At 56.9% G+C, this 20,680-nt stretch carries 13 protein-coding genes; 7 read left to right on the forward strand and 6 right to left on the reverse strand.

Going from position 1 to position 20,680, the window contains the following annotated elements:
• Positions 1 to 412: 412 nt before the first annotated feature.
• On the reverse strand, positions 413 to 1,735 hold the full coding sequence (locus F3J41_RS18870; RefSeq protein WP_021509584.1) for an MFS transporter: 1,323 nt from the start codon (positions 1,733 to 1,735) through the stop codon (positions 413 to 415).
• 401 nt (positions 1,736 to 2,136) lie between these two features.
• On the opposite strand from F3J41_RS18870, the gene F3J41_RS18875 reads away from it, so the two are divergent.
• The 4 genes from F3J41_RS18875 to F3J41_RS18890 all read left to right on the forward strand — a co-directional run bounded on the left by F3J41_RS18875 (position 2,137) and on the right by F3J41_RS18890 (position 11,943).
• Positions 2,137 to 3,981 carry an Ig-like domain-containing protein gene (locus F3J41_RS18875; RefSeq protein ID WP_211075325.1) on the forward strand — a complete coding sequence of 615 codons (1,845 nt, stop codon included), beginning with the start codon at positions 2,137 to 2,139 and terminating at the stop codon, positions 3,979 to 3,981.
• 193 nt (positions 3,982 to 4,174) lie between these two features.
• The gene (locus F3J41_RS18880) at positions 4,175 to 7,594 is read left to right on the forward strand and encodes an Ig-like domain-containing protein (RefSeq protein WP_166712066.1); all 3,420 of its coding nucleotides are present in this window, start codon (positions 4,175 to 4,177) and stop codon (positions 7,592 to 7,594) included.
• Positions 7,595 to 7,606: 12 nt separating this feature from the next.
• On the forward strand, positions 7,607 to 9,412 hold the full coding sequence (locus tag F3J41_RS18885; protein WP_166712068.1) for an Ig-like domain-containing protein: 1,806 nt from the start codon (positions 7,607 to 7,609) through the stop codon (positions 9,410 to 9,412).
• A 197-nt stretch (positions 9,413 to 9,609) separates the two neighbouring features.
• Positions 9,610 to 11,943, forward strand: coding sequence for an Ig-like domain-containing protein (locus F3J41_RS18890; RefSeq protein WP_166712070.1), 2,334 nt, complete (start codon positions 9,610 to 9,612; stop codon positions 11,941 to 11,943).
• 112 nt (positions 11,944 to 12,055) lie between these two features.
• Here F3J41_RS18890 and exbD read toward each other — a convergent pair whose 3' ends face one another.
• Positions 12,056 to 12,478, reverse strand: a complete 423-nt coding sequence (gene exbD, locus F3J41_RS18895) for a TonB system transport protein ExbD (protein WP_021509588.1) — start codon at positions 12,476 to 12,478, stop codon at positions 12,056 to 12,058.
• A 5-nt stretch (positions 12,479 to 12,483) separates the two neighbouring features.
• Positions 12,484 to 13,212 carry a tol-pal system-associated acyl-CoA thioesterase gene (exbB, locus tag F3J41_RS18900; RefSeq protein WP_031280126.1) on the reverse strand — a complete coding sequence of 243 codons (729 nt, stop codon included), beginning with the start codon at positions 13,210 to 13,212 and terminating at the stop codon, positions 12,484 to 12,486.
• 701 nt (positions 13,213 to 13,913) lie between these two features.
• Here exbB and metC point away from each other — a divergent pair.
• A complete protein-coding gene (gene metC / locus F3J41_RS18905) occupies positions 13,914 to 15,104 on the forward strand; it encodes a cystathionine beta-lyase (RefSeq protein ID WP_021509590.1) in 1,191 nt (396 codons plus the stop codon).
• Positions 15,105 to 15,209: 105 nt separating this feature from the next.
• A complete protein-coding gene (locus F3J41_RS18910; protein WP_021509591.1) occupies positions 15,210 to 15,869 on the forward strand; it encodes a DedA family protein in 660 nt (219 codons plus the stop codon).
• A 21-nt stretch (positions 15,870 to 15,890) separates the two neighbouring features.
• Here F3J41_RS18910 and F3J41_RS18915 read toward each other — a convergent pair whose 3' ends face one another.
• Positions 15,891 to 16,808 (reverse strand): AraC family transcriptional regulator, encoded by a 918-nt coding sequence (locus tag F3J41_RS18915; protein WP_166712072.1) that lies wholly within the window; start codon positions 16,806 to 16,808, stop codon positions 15,891 to 15,893.
• A 205-nt stretch (positions 16,809 to 17,013) separates the two neighbouring features.
• Here F3J41_RS18915 and dkgA point away from each other — a divergent pair, with 205 nt between their 5' ends.
• Entirely contained in the window at positions 17,014 to 17,841 is an 828-nt protein-coding gene (gene dkgA, locus F3J41_RS18920) for a 2,5-didehydrogluconate reductase DkgA (protein WP_166712074.1), read from the forward strand.
• 411 nt (positions 17,842 to 18,252) lie between these two features.
• On the opposite strand, the gene ftsP is transcribed toward dkgA, so the two are convergent.
• Together ftsP and F3J41_RS18930 are read right to left on the reverse strand one after the other, a co-directional pair.
• Complete coding sequence (gene ftsP, locus F3J41_RS18925; protein WP_166712076.1) at positions 18,253 to 19,680, reverse strand: cell division protein FtsP; 1,428 nt, start codon at positions 19,678 to 19,680, stop codon at positions 18,253 to 18,255.
• 229 nt (positions 19,681 to 19,909) lie between these two features.
• The gene (locus tag F3J41_RS18930) at positions 19,910 to 20,647 is read right to left on the reverse strand and encodes a 1-acylglycerol-3-phosphate O-acyltransferase (RefSeq protein WP_021509595.1); all 738 of its coding nucleotides are present in this window, start codon (positions 20,645 to 20,647) and stop codon (positions 19,910 to 19,912) included.
• Positions 20,648 to 20,680 lie beyond the last annotated feature (33 nt).

A 20,680-nucleotide genomic window follows, 5' to 3' on the forward strand; every position in this document is an offset into this window, starting at 1 on the left:
GGAGAAGGAGCCGACCGGGTGGATGTTTAGGTGAAGCGCAGGTTTGCGAAACCGCACCGAGCGGTTCCCTCTCCCGCGTGCGGGAGAGGGTTAGGGTGAGGGCCAGCAGGCAGAGCAGGAGCTGGCTTGCCCCTCATTCCCCGCCTTCTCCCGCCAGCGGGAGAAGGGGCCGATCGCGCGGGTGTTGAGGTGAAGCGCAGGTCTGCGAAACCGCACCGAACGGTTCCCTCTCCCGCGTGCGGGAGAGGGTTAGGGTGAGGGCCAGCGGGAGAAGGAGCCAACCAAGCGAGTGTTGAGGTGAAGTGCAGGTCTGCGAAACCGCACCGAGCGGTTCCCTCTCCCGCGTGCGGGAGAGGGTTAGGGTGAGGGCCAGTGAGAGAAAGTCAGGGTGAGTCCAGCGCGCGCACTCGAACTACAGCGACGCGCCCACTACTGTTGCGCTGTGCCGCGCCTGATACTGTTTCACCATACGGCCGATCAGCAGCGTGCCTACCAGGCCGCACACCGCGGCGAACGACAGCCAGACGCCCGGCATCGCTTTATCGCCAGTAGCATGAATCAGATAGCTCGAAATCGCCGGCGTAAAACCACCAAACAGAGCGGTCGCCAGGCTGTAGGCCAGCGAAAAGCCCGAAGCACGCACTTCAGCCGGCATGATCTCCGCCAGATACACCACCATCGCGCCGTTATAGCTGGCGTACAGAAACGATAACCACAGCTCCGCTTCCACCAGGTGCGCGAAGGTCGGCGATCCTACCAGCCCGTGCAGCACCGGCCAGGTCGTCAGGATCATCAACACGGTAAAAGTAATCAGCAGCGGTCGCCTTCCGACGCGGTCCGATAGCGCGCCCATCACCGGCAGCCAGAACAGGTTGGAGATGCCGACAAACAGCGTCACGAGGAAGCTCTGTTTGTCACTCATCATCAGCACGGTTTTACCAAAGGTCGGGGTGAATGCGGTGATCATGTAGAACATCACCGTGGTGGTGACCACCATCAGCATGCCGGCCAGCACCAGCGCCCAGTTCTGTCCCACGGAACGCACAATCTGGCCCATTGACGGGTGCGATTTGCGCTGGCTGAACGCTTCGGTCTCTTCCAGCATGCGGCGAATCCAGAACAGGAACGGCACAATCAGACAGCCGACCACAAACGGAATACGCCAGCCCCATTCGGTCACCGCGTCCTTCGCCAGCAGATGATTAAGCCCCAGCCCCAGCAGCGCGGCGAAGATCACCGCTACCTGCTGGCTGCCCGACTGCCAGCTGACGTAAAAGCCTTTGCGGCCTTTGGGGGCCACTTCAGACAGATAAACCGAGACGCCGCCCAGCTCCACGCCCGCCGAAAAACCCTGTAGCAGGCGACCCAGCAGAATCAGAATCGGTGCCGCCGCGCCCAGCGTGGCATAGCCTGGCACCAGTGCAATGGTCAGCGTACCGAGCGCCATCAGGCCGAGCGTCAGCAGCAGCCCTTTGCGCCGCCCGTGATGGTCAATGTAGGCCCCCAGTATAATCGCCCCGAGCGGACGCATCAGGAAGCCGGCGCCAAAGGTCATCAGCGTCAGCATCAGCGAGGCAAACGGATCGTCGCCCGGGAAAAAGGTTTTTGCAATGGCGGTGGCGTAGTAGCCAAACACCATAAAATCGTACATCTCAAGAAAGTTACCGCTGGTAACGCTAAAGATGGTTTTGGCACCGCCCTGCGATGACTTTTGTAAAGCGTGACTTGAGCTCATATCGTCCTTCCTGGTTTTTCTCCTGTTTTAGCCTGCCGGCGCGTGAATAGATGTGATCCTGTTCACCATTGCACTTTACAAAAGTACAAACAAAGGTAACAAATAGTTAACACCGCCGGTCCGATCAGCTTATGAGGAAAGTTAATAATTCTGAGCTTTCCAGGTGACAGGTGCAGCACAGACTATCGACCTTACCAGTAGCATAAATTCAGCGATATCAAACCCCAGCAAGCAATATCATGAGCCTTATCCTGCTCTTTTTAATGACTTTTTCATTAGCAGAACTTATTAAGATCAGTCTTAGAAACGAGACGATTCTGGTACATGGCGCTATCCCCTCCCCCGTTAAGCTGGGCAGGCAACGGTAATCACGCCGTTGATGATTTTGGTGGAGAATACTTATGCTAACACCTCTCAGCTTTGACCCCTTTTCATCCATTAATACCTTGCGAGTGGGCACACCTTATCCGCTGCTGAGCGGCAGCCTGCCGGCGCAGGCCGGTGAAATCATTGAATTCATTATCAACGATCACCGCTACAGCACGCCGATTGCCGCCGACGGCAGCTGGTCATTTCAGCCGCCGTTCTCGCTGAGCGAAGGCAGCCACGACATGGTGGCGCGCATCGGCAACAGCGGTGAACCGCATCCGTTCTCTGTCGATGTCGCGCTCTCGGTGCCGGACAAACCGGCGATCACCGCGCTGTTTGACGACGTCGGCAGCGAAACCGGCCCGGTCGGGCGCGGACACACCATTGATGACACCACGCCTAGAGTGCAGGGCTATGCGCTGCCGGGCAGCACGGTGCGGCTGTACGATCACGACCGGTTGATTGGCAGCACCGTGGCCAGTAAAAGCGGCGAATGGTCGCTGAAGCCGCTGCTGGGCGCGGGCGGGCATCAGCTAACCGTCACCGCCACCGACGAGTTTGGTCGCGTCAGCGAACCTTCTGACCACTTCGACATCACTGTGGTTGACAGCGGACCGGTGCCGCCAACCATCAGCTACGCCATTGACGATGTCGGCACCGTGCAGGGCCAGCTCGCCAGCGGTTCCACCACCGACGACTTCTCGCCGCTGATCGTGGGCCGCGCGGAGCCGAACAGCATCGTTTATCTGTTCGCGCAGAACGATCACGGCGGAATCGGCTATAAAGGCAGCGTTAAAACCGATGCCAACGGCGACTGGGTGATTCAGTCGCGCGCGATGATCAGCGGTGACGGCATCTACACCTTCTATGCTTCTTACGAGAACAGCAAAGACGACTACCGCCCGGATTTCAGCCTTAATATGTCGGCGCTGGAGAATCTGCGTCCGGCTATCGACTGTGCGCGTGACGATACCGGTGCCCATACCGGCCAGGTGCACCATCGCGGCACCACCGACGATAAAACGCCGGTGCTTGAAGGTCGCGGTGCGCCGGGCAGCATCGTTGAGATTGAGTACAACCTGAGTAACAGCGGCTGGCACAGCGCGGGCAGCGTGACGGTCGATGCGCAGGGCAACTGGCAGTTCGCCGGCTTTGAACTGACCTATTTTGGCGAATGGGGTTTCCGCTCGCGCGGCGTGGCCGATGGCAAAGCCAGCGCGTGGAGCGATAAGTTTGAGCTGCTGGTGATCCCCGGTGCGCCGCTGGAGCCGACCATCGACTACGCCTGGGACAACGCGGGCCCGCTGCAGGGGCCGGTTTATCAGCACGACTCAACCGATGACACCACGCCAACGCTGCACGGCAGCGGCACGCCGGGCCAGGTGATTGAGATCGAATATGGCGTGCAGGGTGAAGGCCTGCGCCACGCCGGCAGCGTGCTGGTCGATGCCGACGGCAAGTGGAGCTTCACCTCGCCGTATCTGCATCAGCCTGGCGTGTGGGAATATCAGGCGCGCGCCTCGACCGGCGAGATGAAGAGCAACTGGAGCAGCAAATTCGTGCTCGACGTCAGCCCTGACGCCGCGTTCGATCAGCAGGCGCAGGATGAAGCCCAGCCGGACGCGATGACGCTGCACCAGCTGCTGAGCGAAGGTGGCAAAGGGCTGTTCATCGAGGATGACAGCACCCAGCTGCTGGTGAACGGCAAGCCGGGCGACAGCGTGCAGCTGCAGGATATTCTGCCAGCAGGCGAAGCGGTTGATGGCTGGACGCAGCAGACCGGCACCCTGACCATTGCCGGCACGCAATACCACGTCTGGAACCACGGCGACGCCGAACTGCTGGTGCAGGATGGCGTACAACTGCAACTGGTGTAACCCCCCGATGCCGTGCGCGTAGCACGGCATCACCCCGCTCTCTTTCCCCGGCTTTTAACCCGCTCGGACTTTTCTCCCTTCGGGACAGGTCTCATACAGCGCTTTACGTCATCTATTACAAAATGCGCCCTTTATAACCAGACGCAGCGGGGCTCGCTGCAATAGACCCAACGTAAAACACAGGAAAAATCCCATGGATCTGTTTGATTTTAAAGAGGTGAAGTACCTCGAGCGCGACACCAACACCCCAACGTTTTTCGGTAAAATCGATTCAGAAGTGGGCAAAGGCGGCCAGGTAATGATTACGCTTGGCGACAGGAATTTCTTTGTCGACATCAACCCGCAGGACGGCAGCTGGAAGTGGACGCCACCGGAAGCGCTGGCCGACGGTGAATACAGCCTCTCCTTTATGACCATCGATACCGCCGGTAACCTCAGCACGCCGACGCAGCGCACGCTGATAGTCGACACCACGCCGCCGGCCGCACCGACGCTGCTCAACCTGTACGACGATCAGGGCGCCATCACCGGCAGCTTTGACGCCGGTAAAATGACTGATGACCGCCGCCCGACCCTGACCGGCATCGCCGAAAAGGGCACCGTGGTGTATCTGAAAGAGGGCAACACCGTGATCGGCAGCGCCAAAGCCGATGAGAAAACTGGCCTGTGGACGCTGGAGCCGACGGTGGATCTGGCGGATGGTCGTCACAACCTGACGCTGGTGGCTGCGGAAACCTTCGCCGGTAAGGTGCGTGAGGGCAAAGTATCCGATGAGTTTAACATTACTATCGGAAAAGACGGCGACGTGCCGAGCGATCCGGGCGGCGTGGCCAAAATCATTGAGGCGATCGACAATGCCGGCAGCCTGACCGGCTCACTGAAAAGCGGCGGCATCACCGACGACACTACGCCAGAGCTGCGCGGCAGTGCGCCGGAAGGCAGCGTGGTGCGTATTCAGTACCGTAACGATAAAGGTGAATGGATCGACGGCGGCAATGCGGTGATGAACGGCACCAGCTGGAGCTGGACGCCAAACCCGGCGCTGGGTGCCGGTAACTGGGAGTTCCGCGCCAACGCCGGCAGCGGCTGGACCGACGAATTCAAGCTGGATATCGATCTCGCACCGGCAGCAAAAACGGAAATCACCCACGCTTACGATGACTTTGGCCCGTTCACCGGCACGCTGGGCAACGGCGCGATTACCGATGACCGCACGCCAAACCTGCACGGCCGCGCCGAATCTAACAGCCTGGTATATATCCACTATCGCAACGTGCTGGGCACATGGGAACTGCTGGACAGCGTGACTGCCGGTGCCGATGGCCGCTGGGAGTATGAGACTGACCGTCTTTCTCCGGGGACGTATGAGTTTCAGGCCGGGAGAACGGCAACCCGTGATGCGAACGGTAAACCGTTTGGGCTGCAGATTGTGGCGCCGGGCAGCGTCGCACCAGAGATCGCTATGGCCTGGGATGACGTGGGCAAAATCACCGGTGAGGTGAAATCGGGCGGGCTGACCAATGATACTCAGCCGGAGCTGCGCGGCAGTGCCGAGGCGAATGCGGTTGTACAGGTCGAGTACTCACGCGACGGCAAAACCTGGCATAGCGGGTCGACGGTTGCGGATGCGAATGGCCGCTGGTCGTTTACGCCAAAAGACGAGCTGGAATATGGTAACTGGGATTTCAGAGCAAAAACCACTAATGGCAATAGCTACAGTGCAGATTATGCGCTGCGAGTTGTTGAACATGAAGAAATGGTTAAATCTTATGATTTTGAATCAATAATCCCAGGAGACATGACTAAAGATTTTATTTATGGCGATCTCAACTTTAAATTCAACAATCAGGAAAAGGTGAAAACACGTGTTGAAGATAATGCTATTTATGGGAAAAGCCTTATCATTGATAATATGAATCTCAATATAGAAACCGTCCAGAAAATAACGTTAGCTGAAAAAATTAACTATTTTGAACTAACAGCCATAGACTGGGAGGGAGCTGATTCATACGTTAGTTTTTATGATGCTAATGGTAAAGAGATTGGCCGCGTATACGCTACCGATACACGTAATGAAGCCCGTGAAGTGCTACGCTTCTTCTCCAGTGAGATTGAAATAAGTTATGTTGAGCTTCATTTAAAAAGCGCAAGAAATGTTTTTGGGATTGACAACATCATAACAAAACGTTACGCGAATGATGATATCACACATGGTAGCCATGGCTTTGAAGCTTTCGATAGCTATGAAGCAGCATATAAATTCCCTCTGGGAAAAGCAGATAAACTCGGCAGTGGTTTGATTTTCAAAACCGTGAAAGGCACTGAAGCAGAGGTTTATGACAATGCCAAGTCAAAATCCTACAAATCATTATATTTTAAAAACAACTCCACCTATGAAATAACTCTTGGACCAACCGATAAAATATCATTTGATTATCACAACGTTTTTTACTCCAACCGTCATAAAATCAAGATTTTTTCTACTTCTGGTGAGATACTCTTTGAAGAATCACTAAAATCTGTCGGTATTGACTACAGTAAATTTGAGTATGTTGCACAAACAGGGAAATCAATTTCACATATTGAATTTATTGTTGGAGATGATACAGGTGTCGAAAACCCTATAGATGGTGGGTTTTCCATCGATCACATCGCATGGGGTGTAAACGTCGATTCTGGCCTGGAATCATTCGATCAATATACCGTTGACTACAAGTTCGACATGACCCGAGTTAACACGTTATCGGGTGGCGTTAAATTCTCTGGAAAAGCACATCCAGATTCAGTCTCAAAATTAGATCAAGCCAGAGTTTCTAATGGCAAAGGTGAATATCGTGCATTTTTATTAGGCGATAACTCTACTTACACGTATGACTTTGGCAGCACGGATAAGGTCGAATTTGCGCTGAGCTCGGTACAATCAGCTAACCAGCATGAAATTATTGTTTACTCAACAACCGGTGAAATTCTTTACCGTGAAATGATTACAACCGTAGGTTACCGTACTGACACATCCCCTGACACCTATCAGTTTATCGCACCGCCGGGTAAAAAAATCGGTCATATCGATTTAGTGCTGGGTCAGGAAACCACACCAGACGACAATGATGCTGGTTTTTATATTGATGACATCAAATGGGGCGAATACGTCCATCCGGAAATCAACACCAACGGCGGCAAACTGTACCTGTTTGACGAAAACGATCTCTATGATCCGATCCAGGTTTTCGACGCCGATAATCAGCTCTATCAGCTGCTGGTCAACAGCGAAGATCAGACGGTGATTTTTGCCGACCAGGTGGAGGACGGCAGCAAAACCAGCGTGGTCCAGATGGATAACGCCGGTAATAACGCCCTGACGCTCAGCCTACAGGATGTGCTCAAACACGGCAGTGAGAACCTGGCGATTGATGATGCCACTAAGCAAATCATCGTCAACGGCAACCAGGGCGACACCGTGCGCCTCGAAGACATCCTGCCAGAGGGCAGTGAGCAGAACGGCTGGGCCGAGCAGGCTGGAACCGTCACCATTGCCGGCACCCAGTACCACGTCTGGAGCAACGGCGACGCTGAGCTGCTGGTGCAGGACGGCGTGAAAACCGAGCTGGTGTAAGGGAGAGCTATCATGAACAAGATTCTTAATGCATCTTACCGCTACACCGACGACCCGCGCCGCGGCTACAGCGGCACCAGTCCGCAGGCGCGCAACGGCTTTGCGGAAATCGTCATCGACGGCAACAAGCCGTACACAGTCAGTGTCGGCCCGGACGGCCGCTGGAGCTGGACGCCGCCCGCCGACTGGACGCCGGGCGAACACATCGTGTCGGTGCGCATGATTGATGCCGCCGGCAACATCGGTGACCCCGCCCAGTTCATCCAGGTGGTCGACTACACGGCGCCGGACGCGCCGCGCCTGCTCAATATGTACGATGACCAGGGCGACATCACCGGCAGCTTCGACGCCGGACGTATGACCGACGACCGCCGCCCGACCCTGACTGGCGTAGCCGAAAAGGGCACCGTGGTGTACCTCAAAGAGGGCGACACGGTGATCGGCAGCGCGCAGGCCGACGCCAAAACCGGCATCTGGACGCTGGAGCCGGACGCCGACCTGAGCGACGGCACCCATCAGCTGACGCTGGTGGCGGTCGAAACCTTTAACGGCAAGCTACGCGAGGGCGAACCGTCTGCGCCGTTTGAGCTGCTGATTGGCCGCGACGGCGCTGCCGCCACGGTCATTTCCCACGCGGTGGATGATGCCGGCCCGGTCACCGGTTCGCTGCTGAGCGGCGCGCTCACCGACGACGCCACGCCGCAGCTGCACGGCAGCGCCCCGGCGGGCAGCACGGTTTTCGTGCAGTACCGCAACGCCAGCGGCGAGTGGGTTGACGGCGGCGCGGCGCAGATGGACGGCACCCGCTGGAGCTGGACACCACCGGCTGAGCTGGACGCCGGCAGCTGGGAGTTCCGCGCCGGTCAGGAAGGCAGCTGGAGCGACAGCTTCGGGCTCGATATCGCCTTCGCCGGCAGCGACGCGCTGCACGCCACGCTGACCCACGCCACCGACGACTTCGGCCCGGTCACCGGCATGCTGCTGAGCGGCGCGCTCACCGATGACACCACGCCAACCCTTAGCGGGCGCGGCGAAGCCAACAGCACCGTGGTGGTGCGCTACGGTGCCTTCGGCGAGTTTACCCATTCGGCGGTGGTAACGGTGGGAGCAGACAGCAACTGGAGCTTCACGCCGCCGGCGCTGGAGTACGGCGTCTGGTCGTTTGCCGCGCAGGCGCAGGGCGACAGCCAGTGGAGCGATACGTTTGAGCTGGTCCTGATGCCGGGCGGCCAGCACACGCCAGAAATCCTCAGCGTGTATGACGACGTGGCGCTGTATATCGGCGAAGTCAGCAACGGCGGCATCACTAATGACCGCCAGCCGGAGCTGAGCGGCGTCGCCGAGGCCAACAGCGTGCTCAACGTCTACGACGGCAGCACGCTGATCGGCAGCGTGCAGGTCGGCGCAGACGGCAACTGGCGCTTTATCACGCCAGAGCTCAGCGATGACTCGCACAGCCTCAGCGTCAGCTACGGCGCTTACGACGCTGGCCTGCCGGCGTACAGCATCGTCGTGGACGCCACGCCGCCGGGCGAGGTGGAAATCAACGCGCTCGCCCCGCTCGGCCTGACGCTCAGCGACGTGGTGGAAGCCGGTCAGCAGGGCCTGTTCATTGACGACGGCAAAACCCAGCTGCGCGTCAGCGGCCAGGCCGGCGACAGCGTGCAGCTCAGCGACATCCTGCCGGAAGGCGAAGCGGTCAGCGGCTGGACGCAGCAGGCGGGCACCGTCACCATCGCCGGCAGCCAGTACCACGTGTTCAGCCACGGCGACGCCGAGTTGCTGGTACAGGACGGCGTGAAAATCGAGCTGGTGTAATCCCCCGATGCCGTGCGTGCAGCACGGCATCATCTTCTCCTTTTCCTCTGTTTTTAATCCGTTCGGATTTTTCTCCCTTCGGGACGTATCTCATACGGCGTGTTACGTCATCTATTACAAAATGCGCTCTCTGTAACAAGGCGCAGCGGCCCTCGCTGTGGTGGACCCGACGTAAAAAAAACACAGGAATAATCTCCATGGAACTGTTCAATTATGAAGAGGTGAAATACCTCGAGCGCGATACCAACACCCCCACGTTTTTTGGCTATGCAAATTCAGAAATCGGTAAGGGCGGCACCATGCTGATTACCGTCGGCAAAGAGACCTTTACGGTAGATATCGACCCTGCCAACGGCTACTGGAGCTGGACACCTGCAACGCCGCTGGATGATGGTTACTACAACATGTCTTTCCAGTCGGTTGATAAGGCCGGCAACGTCAGTACGCCCAGTCTGCGTACGCTGATTATTGATACCACGCCGCCGGCAGCGCCGACGCTGCTGAACATGTACGACGATCAGGGTGACATCACCGGCAGCTTCGATTCTGGCAAGATGACCGACGACTGCCGCCCCACCCTGACCGGTATCGCGGAAAAAGGCGTGATTGTTTATCTGAAAGAAGGCAATACGGTTATCGGCAGCGCGAAGGCGGATGAAAATACCGGGATGTGGAAGATCGAGCCGGAGGTTGACCTTACCGACGGTCAGCATGATTTGGCGCTGGTGGCGAATGAAACCTTTGCCGGTAAGGTGCGCGAGGGTGAGGTTTCGGATGAGTTCATCATTATTATTGGTAAAGACGGAGAAGTGCCGGTTGATCCAGGCGGCGTGGCGAAAATTATTGATGCCGTCGATAACGTCGGCAGCGTGACCGGCTCATTGAAGAGCGATGGCATCACCGACGATACCACCCCAGAGCTGCGTGGCAGCGCGCCAGCAGGCAGTGTGGTACGTATTCAGTACCGTAATGCTCAGGGTGAATGGGTTGATGGCGGCAATGCGGTGATGAAGGGCACCAGCTGGAGCTGGACGCCGAATCCAGCGCTAGGCGAAGGAAACTGGCAATTCAGGGCAAATGCCGGTGACGAATGGAGCAACGAATTCAAACTCAATATTGATTTGACGCCTGCAAGCGAGACCACGATTGCTTACGCCTGGGATAATTATGGTCATGCCACTGGCATGTTAGGTAATTCCGCCCGGACAGATGACCGTACCCCCACGTTACACGGACGCGCCGAAGCAAACAGTATTGTTTATATTGAATACGGAAAAGCTGGAGCACCATGGATTCCAGGTTATTCAGTTCAGGTTGGTGCTGATGGTAACTGGGAGTTCACAATACCTATCGAATTAGGTAATGGTAACTGGGAGTTTCGGGCAAAAAGTGGTAACAGTGGCACGTTCACGCCTAAGTTCAAACTCAATGTGATTGATAATAACCTTGCTCCAACTATTGATTTTGCCCTGGATAATGTGGGTAAAACACAAGGCAAATTAGCGTCTGGTAGCGTAACTGACGATACAACTCCCGAGTTACAAGGCCATGCCGAAGCCAACAGCACAGTCTATATAGAATACTATCTTGGAAACAACAGTAAAAACATCGCCTCAGTTACTGCTAATATATATGGAGAGTGGACATTTTCTCCACCAAAACTTAACTATGGGAACTGGACTTTCAATGCTTATACAAACGACAAAGCGCAGAGCTCTTTTGAAATAAAAGTCAGAGAGGCTGATCTTATCAGCCATCGTGAAGATTTTAGTAACGGAACCTATATAATTCAGCAAGGCACTTCAGTTACCCTGGCCTCTGGCATCAAAGTATACAATCAGTATGGAAATGCTTCCCAAAGGAATGAATTTTTAGTCGGACCAGACTTAGGCACTGGGAACCCTTCAAATTCTAAACAAACAGCAGTACATTTTTATATTGATAAATCTAACTACTTTAAGTTTGACGCCCAGGCTCAACAAGCCACTCATAATATGATACGGTTTTATAATGAGAAGGATGAACTTATCGGCTCCATCGAACTCTCAAAATGGGGCGGAATGAAACCCTACGAGTTCATTGCCCCACAAGGTCAGTTAATAAGCAAAGTATCGGCGTTCAATAGTTTTTATGATGACGGCACAGGCAATTCACGCTACGACACTATTTTTTTAGACAATTTCGAATGGGGTATAAAAGATAATGTTGTCAAATCCACTGATATATCAGTGAATGAAATTTCCACATTAGACGCCGATGCGTTTAGTGCTCTAGAAAATATAACTGCCGAAGAAGTGTTCTCTAAAGGAACCAAAGATCTCTTCATCGATGACGGCAAAACCCAACTAATGGTCAACGGTAACCAAGGCGATACCGTACGTCTGGAAGATATCCTGCCTGAAGGCAGCGAGCAGGAAGGCTGGACCGAGCAAACCGGCACCGTCACCATCGCTGGCAACCAGTATCACGTGTTCAGCCACGGCGACGCGGAATTGCTGGTGCAGGACGGCGTAACGGTGAATCTGGTTTAACCGCGGTTCGCCACCGCATAATGACATGGCGGCCTGCTCCGGCCGCCACAATAAAAAAGGTCGTCATGAATGACGACCCTACAGTTATGGTGCTGGTATTACGCCGGTGAAACTATTTCTTCACCGTCTCCATGCCCATCAAACCAATCTTCAGATAACCCGCTTCACGCAGCTGATCCATCACCGACATCAGCGTTTCATAATCGACCGATTTGTCCGCCTGGAAGAAGATGGTGGTCTCTTTATTGCCTTCGGTTTGCGCGGTGAGTGCGTTTACCAGCGTCTCTTTGGTCACCGCATCGTTACCGATGTAGATCTGTTTATCCGCTTTGATCGACAGATAAACCGGCTTCTCCGGACGCGGCTGCGGCGCGCTGGTGGAAGCAGGCAGATTGACGCGCACATCCACCGTGGCGAGTGGCGCAGCGACCATGAAAATGATCAGCAGCACCAGCATGACATCGATAAACGGCGTCACGTTGATTTCGTGCATTTCGCCATCGCCGACCGCATCATCGTTTAAACGCATCGCCATAATACTTACCCTACGCGCAGTTTCTGGGCCGCCGCCGGACGGTTAACTTCTTTTGCGGTATCGACGTTGCCGAGGTCCAGATCGCGGCTCTGCAGCAGCAGTACCTGCGCCGCCACGTCGCCGAGCGACGCTTTGTAGCTGGCGATCATGCGGGCGAAGACGTTATAGATCACCACTGCCGGGATTGCCGCTACCAGGCCAATCGCCGTCGCCAGCAGCGCTTCCGCGATGCCCGGTGCCACCACCGCGAGGTTGGTGGTCTGGGTTTTCGCGATACCGATAAAGCTGTTCATGATGCCCCACACGGTACCGAACAGACCGATAAACGGCGCGACGGAACCGATGGTGGCGAGGAAGCCGTTACCGCGACCGGCGTGGCGGCTGAAACCCGCGACGCGACGCTCAAGGCGGAAGCTGGTGCGCTCTTTGATGCCGTCGAGGTCTTCGCTGCCGGCGGAGAGTTCCAGTTCGTTACGCGTGTCGGCGAGCAGCACGGCGCTGTGGCTGTTGGCTTTGAAGTTTTCGGCAGCGCGATACGCGTCATTCAGTGAACGCGCTTCGCCCAGCGCCAGCTGTTCACGCTTCAGGCGGCGTTTCGCCCCGCTCAGCTCCGCGTATTTGCCAAAGAAAATCGCCCAGGTAACGACCGAGGCCAGCAACAGGCCGATCATCACAATTTTTACCACGATATCGGCATGCTGATACATGCCCCAAACGGACAGGTCCGTTTGCATCAAGTCACTGGCCACCACGCTGCGTCTCCGACTTCTGTTGCACCGTTCACGATTGAAGCGCGGATCATAGCAAAAAAACCGACCGAAGTGATAGTGGTTCTCATTACTATTTACAAAGCTGTAACCCGCTGAATTGATACGGCGCAATGTTTAGCGCGATAAATCGCGCCGCTACGGTTGGGTGCGGCTTGCGGAATGGAGCAACAGGCACCGTTGCGCAATAAATCGCGCCGCTACGGCTGGGTGCGGTCTGTGGGATGGAGCAGCAGTCACGGTTGCGCGATGAATCGCGCCGCTACGGTTTGGTGCGGTCTTTGGGATGGAGCAACAGGCACGGTTGCGCGATAAATCGCGCCGCTTCGGTTGGGTGCTGTTTGCGGAATGGAGCAGCAGGCACGGTTGCGCGATAAATCGCGCCGCTACGGTTGGGTGCGGTCTGTGGGATGGATCAACAGGCACGGTTGCGCGATAAATCGCGCCGCTACGATGCGGTGCGACTTGTGGCATTAAGCAAAAACACCGCACGGGTCGTAGCGGCGCAATTTATTGCGCTTTGCTTTTCCGCCGCGTAATAAAAGCCACAATCAGCCTCTTTCCGCGATTGTGCTGGCGTCACTCTGATATTCGGCAAACGGGCTCAACCCCGCGCCGCGATTCGTGGTAAGTTGGATGCTTTGTGAGACGTGTCAGGAAAGGCAGTGATGGCAACGAAAAAAATTGATACCCGGCTTGTCACCGCGGGACGCAGCAAACGTTACACTCAGGGCTCGGTTAACAGCGTCATTCAGCGCGCATCCTCACTGGTTTTTGACTCCGTCGCGGACAAACAACGCGCCACCGCCGGACGCGCCAGCGGTGAACTGTTTTATGGCCGGCGCGGCACCCTCACCCATTTCTCCTTCCAGGATGCGATGACCGAACTGGAAGGCGGCGCCGGCTGCGTGCTCTATCCGTGCGGTGCGGCCGCGGTCGCCAATGCCATCCTCGCGTTTGTCACCAGTGGCGATCACATTCTGGTCAGCGGCGCGGTGTACGAACCCACCCAGGATTTCTGCACCAAAATTCTCGCGAAGCTTAACGTCACCACCACCTGGTTCGATCACTGCATCGGCAGTGAAATCGGCGAGCTGGTACAGCCGAACACCCGCGTGGTGTTCCTCGAATCACCGGCCTCCATCACCATGGAAGTGCAGGATATTCCGGCAATTGTCGCGGCGGTGCGCGCCAAAGCACCAGACGCGGTGATCATGATTGATAATACCTGGGCGGCGGGCGTGCTGTTTAACGCGCTGGAGCATGGCATCGACATTTCTATCCAGGCCGGCACCAAATACATCATCGGCCACAGCGATGCGATGATCGGCACTGCGGTGGCCAACGAACGCTGCTGGGCGCAGCTGCGCGAAAACTCCTACCTGATGGGTCAGATGGTGGATGCAGACACCGCGTACATGGCCAGCCGCGGCCTGCGCACGCTGGCTACGCGTCTGCGTCAGCACGAAGAGAGCGGCCTGCGCGTGGCCGAGTGGCTGGCGGCGCAGCCGGAAGTGGCGCGCGTCAACCATCCGGCGCTGGCGCAGTGCAAAGGCCACGAGTTCTGGCGGCGCGACTTCAGCGGCAGCAGCGGGCTGTTCTCATTCATCCTGCATGAAAAACTCACCCCGGCGCAGCTGGCAAATTATCTCGATCGCTTCCACCATTTCAGTATGGCCTACTCGTGGGGCGGCTTTGAATCGCTGATTCTGGCGAACCAGCCGGAAGAGCTGGCGGCAATTCGTCCGGCGGGCGGCGTGGATTTTGACGGCACGCTGGTGCGTCTGCATATCGGTCTCGAGCACGTTGATGATCTGCTGGATGACCTGAAAGCTGGTTTTGCCCGCCTGAAAGCGTAAAAAGATAAACCAAACTTAAACCATCCGGTGCGGCGTAGCGGAGATCAACGATTACGCCGTTCCGGACGGTTAAAATACAAGCCTTGTGACTCGATGGGATAGCTGATGGGTGTTTTACATGAGATTGTCCAGGCGCTGTGGCATCAGGATTTTGCCGCGCTGGCCAATCCGGATGTAGTGTGGATTGTCTACGGCGTGATGTTTCTGACGCTGTTCCTGGAAAACGGTTTGCTGCCTGCCTCGTTCCTGCCCGGCGACAGCCTGCTGCTGCTGGCAGGGGCGATGATCGCCAAAGGCGTGATGGATTTTGTGCCGACCATGGTGATTCTGACCACCGCCGCCAGCCTCGGCTGCTGGCTGAGCTATCTGCAGGGGCGCTGGCTTGGTAATACTAAAATCGTCAAAAGCTGGCTGATGCATTTGCCAGCGCAGTACCACCAGCGCGCCTGGCACCTGTTCAACCGCCACGGCCTGATGGCACTGCTGGTTGGCCGCTTTCTGGCCTTTGTGCGCACGCTGCTGCCGACCATGGCGGGCATTTCGGGTTTGCAGAACGGGCGTTTTCAGTTCTTCAACTGGCTGAGCGGCGCGCTGTGGGTCGGGATTGTGGTGGCGATGGGCTACGGCATCAGCCAGGTGCCGTTTATCAAGCGCCACGAAGATCAGGTGATGGCGATCCTGATGGTGCTGCCTATTGTCCTGCTGTTTCTCGGCCTCGGCGGCAGCATTGTGGTGATCTGGAAAAAGCGGCGCCAGAAAGCCTAACCTCTGTAAAGCGCCGCCGCTTCAGGCGGCGTCAAATGGCAGCAGCGCTCCGGTCTGGCGCGCGCGGCTCGCCTCTTCTCCCGGCGTCACGCCAAAGTACCGTTTAAACTCCCGCGAAAACTGTGACGGGCTTTCATAGCCGACGCGCACGGCGGCGGCGCTGGCCTTCAGCCCATCCTGCAGCATCATTAATCGCGCCTGATGCAGACGGTAACGCTTGAGATACTGCAATGGCGAGGTCTGGGTCACCGCCTTAAAGTTATGGTGAAACGCCGAGACGCTCATGTTGACCTCTGCCGCCAGCATTTCCACGCTCAGGCTTTCGGCAAAGTGGTTCTCGATGCGGCGCAGCGCCCGGGCCACCTGGCTGAACTGCGTCTGGCGATTGACCAGCGACAGCAGCGCGCCGCCAATCGGCCCGATCAGTACGTAATAGATGATTTCACGCACCAGCTGCGGGCCGAGCACGCGGGCGTCACGCGGTTTATCCATCACATCCAGCAGCCGTTCCGCGGCGCACAGCATCTCCTCGCTAAGAAACGCGGAGTGAATGCCGGAGGTTTGCGGCTGCGGCTGAAACTGCTCGTCATCGCCAATGCTTAACAGCAGATCCTGCAAACTGGCCGGATCCACGGTGAGGCTCATACCAGCCAGCGGCTGCTGCGGCGTGGCGTCGGTTTCGCACTCCACCGGCAGCGTGACCGTGAGCATCAGATATTTGGTGGCGTCGTAGCGAAACACCGTGCTGCCGAGGTAGCCGGTTTTGTGTCCCTGAAACAGGATCACGATGCCCGCCGGATACAACATCGGCGTACGCGGCAGCGGTTCCTCAGCGTAGATCAACCGTACGTTTTCCACCGCACACAGCGGCTTTTGTGGCTCGCGCATCAGCGCGATCACGCGCTGCGCCAGCTGGCGGCAAAGGGCATCGTTCGGCATGGCACTCTCTCGGGCAGCAAAAAACGCAGTGTGCCGCATTGCTGCATAAAGCTCCAGATGGCTGGAGAATCAGGCAAGATTTTTGCAGGATTGCACCGGGCGAAAGTGCCGTTCGGTTGCCGCAATGATCCTCAGGTCAGGTTTGTTGACTAGACTTAAGCACATCGTTTCTACGGTAAGTCACTGCAACCGATAAGGAGTCACTATGGCAGAGCAACCCCGGATTAAACTGCACGACGGCAACATGATGCCGCAACTCGGCCTTGGCGTCTGGCAGGCCAGCATTGATGAAGCGCGCAATGCGGTGCTGGAAGCGCTGAAGGTCGGTTATCGCTCCATCGATACCGCCGCCGCGTATAAAAATGAAGAGGCGATTGGCCAGGCGCTGCAGGAAACCGACGTGGCGCGCGATGAGATCTTTATCACCACCAAACTGTGGAATGATGACCAGCAGAATGTTGAACAGGCGATGGAGACCAGCCTGAAGAAGCTGCAGCTGGAGCAAGTGGATCTCTATCTGATGCACTGGCCGTGCCCGCAGAAAGATCACTACGTGGATGCGTGGAAGAAAATGGTGGAACTGCAGCAGCAGGGCCTGGCGAAAAGTATCGGCGTGTGTAACTTCCATGAGGCGCACCTCAAGCGGCTGATTGATGAAACCGGCGTGTCGCCGGTGGTAAATCAGATTGAACTGCATCCGATGCTGCAGCAACGCACGCTGCATGCATGGAACGCGCTGCATCAGATTCAGACCGAGTCGTGGAGCCCGCTGGCGCAGGGCGGCGAAGGCGTGTTTGATCAGGAGATCATTCGCGAGCTGGCGAAGAAGTACAGTAAGACGCCGGCGCAGATTGTGATTCGCTGGCATCTGGACAGCGGCCTGGTGGTGATTCCGAAGTCGGTAACGCCGGCACGCATTCAGGAGAACTTCCAGGTGTTTGATTTCCGGCTGGATAAGTCAGAAGTGAGCGAGATCGCGAAGCTGGATAAAGGCAAGCGGCTGGGACCGGATCCGGAAGAGTTTATTGGGTGACGTGGGTTAAGGATGCGATGGGTGAAAGGTGCGGTTTGCCCCCTCACCCCGGCCCTCTCCCGCATGCGGGAGAGGGAGATGTCCGCGCAAATCTGAAGCGGTGTGCCTGTGTGTAATACTGCACAACCAGGCCCCCTCACCTCGGCCCTCTCCCGCACGCGGGAGAGGGAGATGTCCGCGCAAATCTGAAACGGTGTGCCAGTGTGTAATACTGCGCAACCAGGCACCCTCACCCCGGCCCTCTCCCGCGCGCGGGAAAGGGAGATGTCCGGGCGAGTCTGAAACAATGGAATGGCTTTAAAATCCCTTTAAAACAGAAGTTTAAGTGGGCCTCTCAGTTTACAATTCGCTCAAAACGGTTCCCTCTCCCGCTGGCGGGAGAGGGTTAGGGTGAGGGAACAGCAACGCGCCTCACCCGACCGGATTCACCACCATCTGCCCTGCCGTGCCGCGATCGGCGAGTTCCAGCGTCTGGCTGTAATAGACAAACGGGAAATGCTCTGACGAACTCTGCGGGAAACTCACCAGCAGTTCGACATCGCCATCCACCCAGACCGTATCTTTCCAGCCGCGATCTTCTCCCATCGACTGCGCGCCGTTGACGCTCTTAATCAGGAACATCACGCCCTGAATATGCAGCGACTGCGGATGGTCGGCGTGAATGATCCAGCGCTCAAAGGTGCCCTGCTGCACCGTCGTATCGATGCGGTTCATGTCCCACAGCACACCGTTAATCCCCGGCGTACCGTCGCCGAGGCGGAATTCACGCGTGCGCACCGCCACGCCATCGAGAATCTGATCCGCCAGCAGGCGCATCGGCAGGTTGTCGGTCACCAGCGGCAGCAGGCCGGTTGGACGCAGCGTCAGTACCAGCGTGTTGGTCAGAATCGATGACGGCTCAAACAGCCCGCGCAGACGATCCATAATGCCTGCCGCCGTGCCTGCGGTGATCGACACTTCATCGCCCTGCGACATGTCCACCAGCACTTCGCGGCGTTCGCCCGGTGCGAGCGACAGCGTCTGCACCGCTACCGGCGCGGGCAGGAAGCCCTGATCGCTGGCGATCACCGTAAACGGCCGGTTGTCGCTAAAGCTGAGATCGAAACGGCGCGCATTGGCCGCATTCAGCAGGCGCAAACGCACCCAGCCGCGCGACACTTCGACATACGGATTTTGCACGCCGTTAACCAGCAGCGTATCGCCGAGGAACCCGCCGTCCGACGGTGGGTTATAAACCGGCGTGGCAAAGTTATCGAGGCGCTTGTCCTGAATAATCAGCGGGAAATCATCGACGCCATAATGCTTCGGCAGCGGCAGCGCTTTGCTGATGTCATCTTCGATCAGCCACATGCCCGCCAGGCCGTTATAAACGTGCGGTGCCATGCGATTTGGTGTGTTGGCGTGATACCACAGCGTGGCTGCGCCCTGACGAATCGGCAGCACCGGTGCCCAGTCTACGCCGGCGGACATCATGCGCGGCGCACCGCCCATCAGCGCGCCCGGCACCTGCAAACCGCTGACGGTCATCGCTACCGGTTCATTGAGGCGGTTGCTGTAGATCAGTTTGACATCATCGCCGCTGTAAACGCGCACCGTCGGGCCGAGGTACAGGCCGTTAATGCCCCATACCGGCACTTTGTTGCTGTTGCCGTTGAAGGACCAGTGGCTGCGCTGCAGCGTGAGGAACAGCGGCTGACCGCGGCGTGATTCGATCAGCGGCGGCACCGGCAAAGGTACATCGCCCAATGGCGCGGCGGCGCGGGCGGCGTAAGGCATAACGCTGGAAGCCAGCGCCATACCGGCAGAAAGCTGAATAAACTGACGTCTGCTGCAAGACATAAAACTTCAGACCTTTTGAGCGTGGCGTGAAGACGCCGTGTCCATGTTGTTATTTTTAATCGTGTTGTGAAGCGCCCGAAAGGCGCGGCTGTGTGTCCGGGTCAGGTCGATGCGCATCCGGGACCCGGTGCGCATGAATGCGCACCCTACAAATGGCGGGATCCGCAGCAAATCAATGCACCCGACAGATCGAGCCATTGCGCGCAGCGGGTGAGCCATTTTTTGCCGGCTAGATTTTACCGTTTTTTTCGCGTTCGGCGACTTCAGCGTTCAACTCTTCCAGCTTAGCAGACATTAATTCACGGCAGTGGGTCGCCAGTTTACGTACCGACGTGGTTTCAAACTGCGTGGTATCCACTGGCGGCAGCATTTCTACGATCACTAAGCCATTGTTCCAGCGATTCAGTTTGATTTTGCCGTGGGTGTTAGAGACCACCACCGGGATGATCGGCACGCCCGCCGCCACCGCCGCATGGAACGCGCCGGTCTTGAACGGCAGCAGACCGCGTCCGCGGCTGCGCGTCCCTTCCGGGAACATCCAGAAGGAAATTTTCTTCTTTTTAAACTGCGCCACCAGCTCGCCGATGGTGCCGTGCGCTTTGGCGCGGTTATCGCGGTCAATCAGCAGGTTACCGGTCAGCCAGTAAAGCTGGCCGAAGAACGGGATCCACAGCAGGCTTTTCTTGCCCACCGTGACCGTGGTCGGCTGCACGATATTGGCGGCGGTAATCATGTCGTAGTTGTTCTGATGGTTAGCGATGTAAATCGCGTTGCCGTAGCTTTCGGCATCAGCCGGTTTACGCAGTTCGACTTTGACGCCAAACACCGTCGACAGACGACCAAACATGTGACCAAAGGTCGCCACGTGGCGCGGATTACGCGGTGAAAACAGACACCAGATGCTGCCAAATATACAAACCAGAATCGAATAAATCACAACGATCAACGTGCGTAAAATTAGTAACATAGCTTCCTCAAATGTGGCAGTCCTTCGCCTTTT

This window comes from Pantoea sp. Ap-870, assembly GCF_011752515.1.
In the GTDB taxonomy this organism is placed as follows: Bacteria; Pseudomonadota; Gammaproteobacteria; order Enterobacterales; family Enterobacteriaceae; genus Pantoea; species Pantoea dispersa.